Annotated in this window: 6 protein-coding genes; all 6 read right to left on the reverse strand. The window is 53.6% G+C overall.

What is annotated here, in order from left to right; genetic code table 11:
- Window positions 1-333: 333 nt before the first annotated feature.
- Window positions 334-834, reverse strand: coding sequence for a hypothetical protein (locus IE312_RS19405; protein ID WP_189983456.1), 501 nt, complete (start codon window positions 832-834; stop codon window positions 334-336).
- A 134-nt stretch (window positions 835-968) separates the two neighbouring features.
- The gene (locus IE312_RS19410) at window positions 969-1,208 is read right to left on the reverse strand and encodes a hypothetical protein (protein WP_189983458.1); all 240 of its coding nucleotides are present in this window, start codon (window positions 1,206-1,208) and stop codon (window positions 969-971) included.
- A gap of 140 nt (window positions 1,209-1,348) precedes the next feature.
- The gene (locus IE312_RS19415) at window positions 1,349-2,212 is read right to left on the reverse strand and encodes a hypothetical protein (protein WP_190045703.1); all 864 of its coding nucleotides are present in this window, start codon (window positions 2,210-2,212) and stop codon (window positions 1,349-1,351) included.
- 288 nt (window positions 2,213-2,500) lie between these two features.
- Window positions 2,501-3,727 (reverse strand): L-histidine N(alpha)-methyltransferase, encoded by a 1,227-nt coding sequence (locus IE312_RS19420; RefSeq protein WP_189983462.1) that lies wholly within the window; start codon window positions 3,725-3,727, stop codon window positions 2,501-2,503.
- A 726-nt stretch (window positions 3,728-4,453) separates the two neighbouring features.
- Window positions 4,454-4,600 carry a hypothetical protein gene (locus IE312_RS19425; RefSeq protein WP_189983464.1) on the reverse strand — a complete coding sequence of 49 codons (147 nt, stop codon included), beginning with the start codon at window positions 4,598-4,600 and terminating at the stop codon, window positions 4,454-4,456.
- A gap of 523 nt (window positions 4,601-5,123) precedes the next feature.
- On the reverse strand, window positions 5,124-5,341 hold a 218-nt coding region (locus tag IE312_RS19430; RefSeq protein ID WP_189983466.1), incomplete at its 5' end, for a DUF7848 domain-containing protein.

Genomic DNA, 5,341 nt, shown 5'->3' on the forward strand with positions numbered 1-5,341 from the left:
TCGGGGGCAAGATTAACGCCCAAGCGAACGGGGCTAGCACTCAACGATCTGGTGGTGCACCTGGCGCTTTCCAGTGGGGACCATACGAAGGGGCAATCAGAAAATGGGAGGCCATAACCGGTTGTCCCGCCCCCTGCCCTGTTGAGTTGGGGACACGTGGACAGCAACGGCTAGCCTCGCCCTTTGTCGAGTGGTTGATGGGACTACCCACCGGCTATGTCACGGATTTGGGGCTACCTCGCAGTGGTCAGCTTCACGCATTGGGAAATGGGGTTGTGCCTCAGCAAGCAGAGAGAGCCTTGCAAAACCTCCTATCACAAAGCGAATGATCACCTATTGTGCGACATGGTGCGTAAGAAGCGAGTGGGCAATTACCGATAACAGCATGAGGAGACCTAGGAAAATCAAGCAAGCCTGAAGATAGAGAGGCCACATCGGCGTTTCATCTTTGGGTAGTTGGCTCCTAAGCGCGTCAACGGCCCCACTCGGCGTGTCCCCATCAGCTATACGTCCACTTACTTTGAAATGGTAGGTCTTCCATGAAACGAAGAAACGGTAATCACGGAAAAGAGACAGTATGCTGACTAGAGCAGATGCAGCAAAGAAGCCCCATGACATAATGACGCAAAGTTTCCACGAGAACGAAAGATTAATCAACAGGCTGGTGTTGCTCAATGCCGCAGAACTAAAGGTCAGGATAGCCCCCGCTATTAGCAGCAATTGCCCAGAGGTGGTACGAGAAACCGTGTTGGCTTCAAGCGCCGCCTTGTGAGCAAGTTCTAATCGCGCATTCTTCTCCTTGTTTCGGTATGTAACATCCTTCTCAGACGACATGACTAGTCGTCATCCTCGGGTTCTTCACTTGCAGGCTCGGGTTTTGGCTCCGGCATAGGCACATCGGCAATCCTGTCATATGAGACAGAACCCTTCTGACTACCGGGCTTCTCTTCATTTACAGCGTTCATATATTAACCCTTGATCTGGGCAATCAGCTTCTTACGATCTCTGACTGCTCCAAAGCCAATACCGGCAGCAACGACAAGAAGCATGAGACCAGATACAACCTCATTGTTCGTGAAATCATAAGTGGCGACGACAGCAAGCCATAAAATCGTCAAGGCGATAATGAGTGGTCGCGTTCGCTTTGAAACTGCTAAGAGCGCAGATATGACTGCAAAAGCTATGAGACTAATGGTTGAGAATGACATGACTCGGGTACTCCTTATTTGCAATTAGTTTATCAGAAATTCCTCAGAATTCGATGGGTGAAGTGCGGGGCGACATCGGAATCGATGTTGGTCGGGGATTTCCCGATGCCGCCCCTTGCGTCACTTCACATCACCTCGCCTCAGCAGCCGTGGACCGAGATCCTGAAGTAGTAGTTCGAGTAGTACGACTTCCAGACCGAGACGCACAGATTGCGTCGGCTGGCGTACTGGGACCAGAACTCCCCACCTGCACCGAGGAAGAACGCCGCGCCGACGCTGCCGCCGAAGAAGGAGCCAACTGCGGCCAGGGAACCGGCGCCGATGGCCCGGGTCTCGTTCCTGCTGTAGTTCACGGTGACACCGCTCCAGCCCCAGGACAGCCACGGGTCCGCGGTGATGGGGTACGCGAGGTCCTCGCCGTGGTGGTTGACCACGAGGTCGATCGTGGACTCACCGTCGGTGAAGTACTGCGTCCAGACATGCTGGCCGTTGGCGTCGTGTGCCCAGGGCTGCGAGACGGTGTACGCCCCGGTGGGGGTGTGAACCGTCAGGCTGCCGTCGTCCTCCTTCGTGATGCTGGAACCCTCGGGCAAGTCCAGGCTGTACTGGAACTCCTCGGGCGCGTCCGCGTCCTTGAGGACAGTCAGGAACCGCACGGCGCCGGCTTCGTCTGTCTGCACCGCATTGGCGACGTCGCCGCTCGTGGTCGGGTAGGCCACAATGCCGGGAGCCGTGATGGTGCCGGTCTGCGTGCCGCTCGTAGTCGGCAGGCTGATACCGATCTGCTCACCGCCCGTGCTCACTTGGACGCCATTGCTGGCGGTCTTAGGAACGGTGACGGTGGTGCCTTCGACCGTTGCGACAGTCGCCGCAGTGGCGGTGCTCGTCGTCGTCACCCCGTCAGAGGTGGACGGCAGATCGAAGCCACCCACAGGAGAGGCAACCGCCGACTGAATGGCGCTGGCCGTGAGGCCGCTGGTGTCCGCGTGAGCCGTTGCTGACATGCCGGCCATGCTGAGGCTGAACGCCAAAGCAGTGGCAGAGGCAATGCGGAGGGATTTCCGCACAGCACATCACCCTTTCGGTGATTAGAGATGTGTGAAGTGCGTAAGATTCACGCGAACAAGCCTTGCCGGTATATGACCGGAGGGTTCTGCGTTACTATGCGCGAATGGATATCGAGCCAGCTCTTACTGGCCGCGGATTATGAACTAAGTTCCCTTGCATTGCAAGCATTAAATGAAAAAGACCATGACGCATGAGTCATGGTCGATGGAAATGCATCTTGAAACTTAGTCGCGCTTGATCTGCGAGATGTTCAGCATGTACTGACGATCAACTGTCTGTAGCGAGTACAGCATATAGAAGCTGTTGCGTTCGAGTTGCTCAACGATGTCAGTCGGCGTCATGTGCCAGGCACGCCAGAAAAGAATGCGATCACCCTTGTTGAACTCTAGTGTCTGCTTCCCTTCTTGGAACTTAAACGTCATGGCCACGGCTGAGGTGAATCGGATGCGTAGGTAGCGCTGCTTTAGGTCCTCGTCATAGCCCTTTTCTACCTCATACAAACCCTTGTCAATGTTCAACATGTCGAATATAAACCGTACGATCGGGTCCATCAAAGCATCCGTTGCACCCGCGGCGCTAAAGTCGATTGCTCGTCGGGTGTTCGTTGTGTCGAGCTTGCTCGCGCTGATGAATATGTCATCCTTGCGCATACTGTCGTGGATGGCTCGGAATGCATCATCTGGCTCGCGGAAATTATTTGGTGTTCCACCGAGAAATAGGACGATGTTCGCTACTCGCTCATCCTTGAGGTAGTCCTCAGCGAGGAGGTGCCCGAAGCGTTCATGTTTGATATCTAACACGTAGTCTTCGAACTTGACTTCGCCGCCGAACCATTCCTTTATGTTGCGCTCAGCAAGGTGCAGCATCTCAGGGCTTATATCGAGCGCGATGTAGCGGCCGAGTTTCTTGCTCTTCAGTAGGTGCTCAATCAATCCTCGTACAGGCAAAGCGTTTCCTACCCCGATGTCAACGAGGTTTACACGATCATATTCGGCTAACAGTTTATCGAGGTATGCGAGGCTCAAACCTAAGAGCTCAACGGTGCAAGTGATTGAGTTGGACGTGCCCTCGGTAGCCATGCGGTTGGTGTACTCATGCCAGTTGTTAGCGCCGCCATCGAAGTAATTGTACTCAAGGTCCACCTCATGATATTTTTCCAGCTCAACGAGGATGTCATACACTTGCGCCTCGTTATACACTCGATAAAATTCGTCGCGTGGCGTGATTTCCTTGACTGCGTGCCGTGGCCGGTACTTCTTACGCTCGGCTACAATGCGTTCTAGTGCTGCAATGTTTGACGCGGATTTTCTAACATATGACCTTCCGCCGTGTTCGTACAGCTCAAGGTCAAGCTTTCCGATTTTCGCCGCTTCAATCCAGTTATACACGGTCGGAACAGACACATTATATGTGTATGAAAGGTCTCTTGCTGAGTAATAAAAGTCGGCCACGTGCAATGTTTCCTTATTAAATTATGGTTGACATGTTTGAACAAAAAAATATAACATGTACTTGGACAGCTGTTCTGAAATAAACGACACTTTGTTACTTACCGTAACACTTCTATTGCATTTCATCAAGCTTTGTTGTCTGGCATTTTCATGCCCAACAAGCAACAGATTCTCTTAAATGCAGCCAACGTTGCTTGGCTTCCGTCCTCAAGGTGTAGCTACCTTTTGGATAAGATGCGGGGATTCCAGTAGCGCGTGGCCATTCACTAACTCTCAACTCACGGGTGCAGCCTTGTGCTCACTCGACAGAGAAAGGATGCCGCCTAACGCAATGAGTAGTACTCAACCGGACTCAGACATTGATAAAGATGAGGGAGCGTTCTTTGACGAGAATGCCGAACCCTTCTTGGACAAGCCGATTAAACTTGAACCTGGTCAGGGCATAGCCCTCTCAGTCGGTCTCTACCGAAGAGACGAGCCAAAACCTCGATTCAAGGTGACGACGAAGCCTAATATTGGCAAGGACCTGGGGTCTTCATTCGATGAGATTCCCCACTCCAACGACCAAAAGTATCTGACCTTTTGCATGTTGCTCAACTACAACTCAAAACCCTGCACAGTCACGATTCATCGAGCAGATAGCGTTGCAGGAAGGCCGTAGCCATGTCCATAATCAGTCGGCCAAACCCAGCAATCAAAACCGCCCGCTGCGTCATCTGCCGTCGTTCACGCCCGTTCAGTGCGCTGACCGCCGGCTTTAGGGATGCAGATGGCCAGCAGCGCTTCGCGTGTGACAGTCATCTGGTCTCGGATGTAATCAAAGGCTGGGCCGAGTTCATAGCCAAGCAGCGCCAGATTTGGCAGCGAGACCACGATAAGGGGATGAACTATGAGTCTCCCCTATATTGAACTACGCACTCTGCACACAGACTCACTGTCTCGCAACTTGGCGCGGCACCTCTATACACGGCAGATGCCGGGTACCGTACTCGTGCTTACAGAGAGACCTATCATTGTCGGCTCTGCGATCCGTAAGCAATGGTCGCAACTAGCGCCAAGAGTACAACGCGAATTATCTAGCACTCTCAATGCTTCACGGCTACATGAGTACAAGGCCATCCTTGCCAACATGAGGCGATTCCGTATGACGATAAAGCCGTCAGCGGAAGCGCCAGGGCATGATCTGTACCTGTGCACACCCGAAGAGTTGAAAAGCCTCCCCCCGGAGTGTCACACGGTTTACGTCACATGCTCCGTGGATGAGGTCTACCTCAACTCCCTTGCGGACAAGATGCCGAGCAACGCGCTTCTTGTCCGCTACTAATACAGCAAACGGCAGTGGTTGCCCCTTACCCGCATCATCGAGGGGCAACCGCTGCCGTTTGCTGTGTCTGAACTACTGCTGTCCTAGGTGCTCCTCGGGCGTCACTTTGAAGAAGTTGGTCACGATGCCCCGGAACTCCCAGTGGTGAGCACGGCCGGCGTGCATCAGGCACCACAGTTCGGGACTCTCCTGCTCCTCGTGCGGCTCGGACTTCTCCGGGCACTGAACACACTCAGCCGAATAGAGCGGCGGCTTGTCGTCCTCGTTGCCGAGGGACATGTTGACGAATC

The organism is Streptomyces capoamus, from assembly GCF_014654935.1.
GTDB classification, from domain to species: Bacteria; Actinomycetota; Actinomycetes; order Streptomycetales; family Streptomycetaceae; genus Streptomyces; species Streptomyces capoamus.

Excerpts from the sequence above, each read along its gene's own strand:
- IE312_RS19405 (WP_189983456.1), bottom strand. The coding sequence starts at position 834 with ATGTCGTCTGAGAAGGATGTTACATACCGAAACAAGGAGAAGAATGCG.
- IE312_RS19410 (WP_189983458.1), bottom strand. The coding sequence starts at position 1,208 with ATGTCATTCTCAACCATTAGTCTCATAGCTTTTGCAGTCATATCTGCG.
- IE312_RS19415 (WP_190045703.1), bottom strand. The coding sequence starts at position 2,212 with ATGTCAGCAACGGCTCACGCGGACACCAGCGGCCTCACGGCCAGCGCC.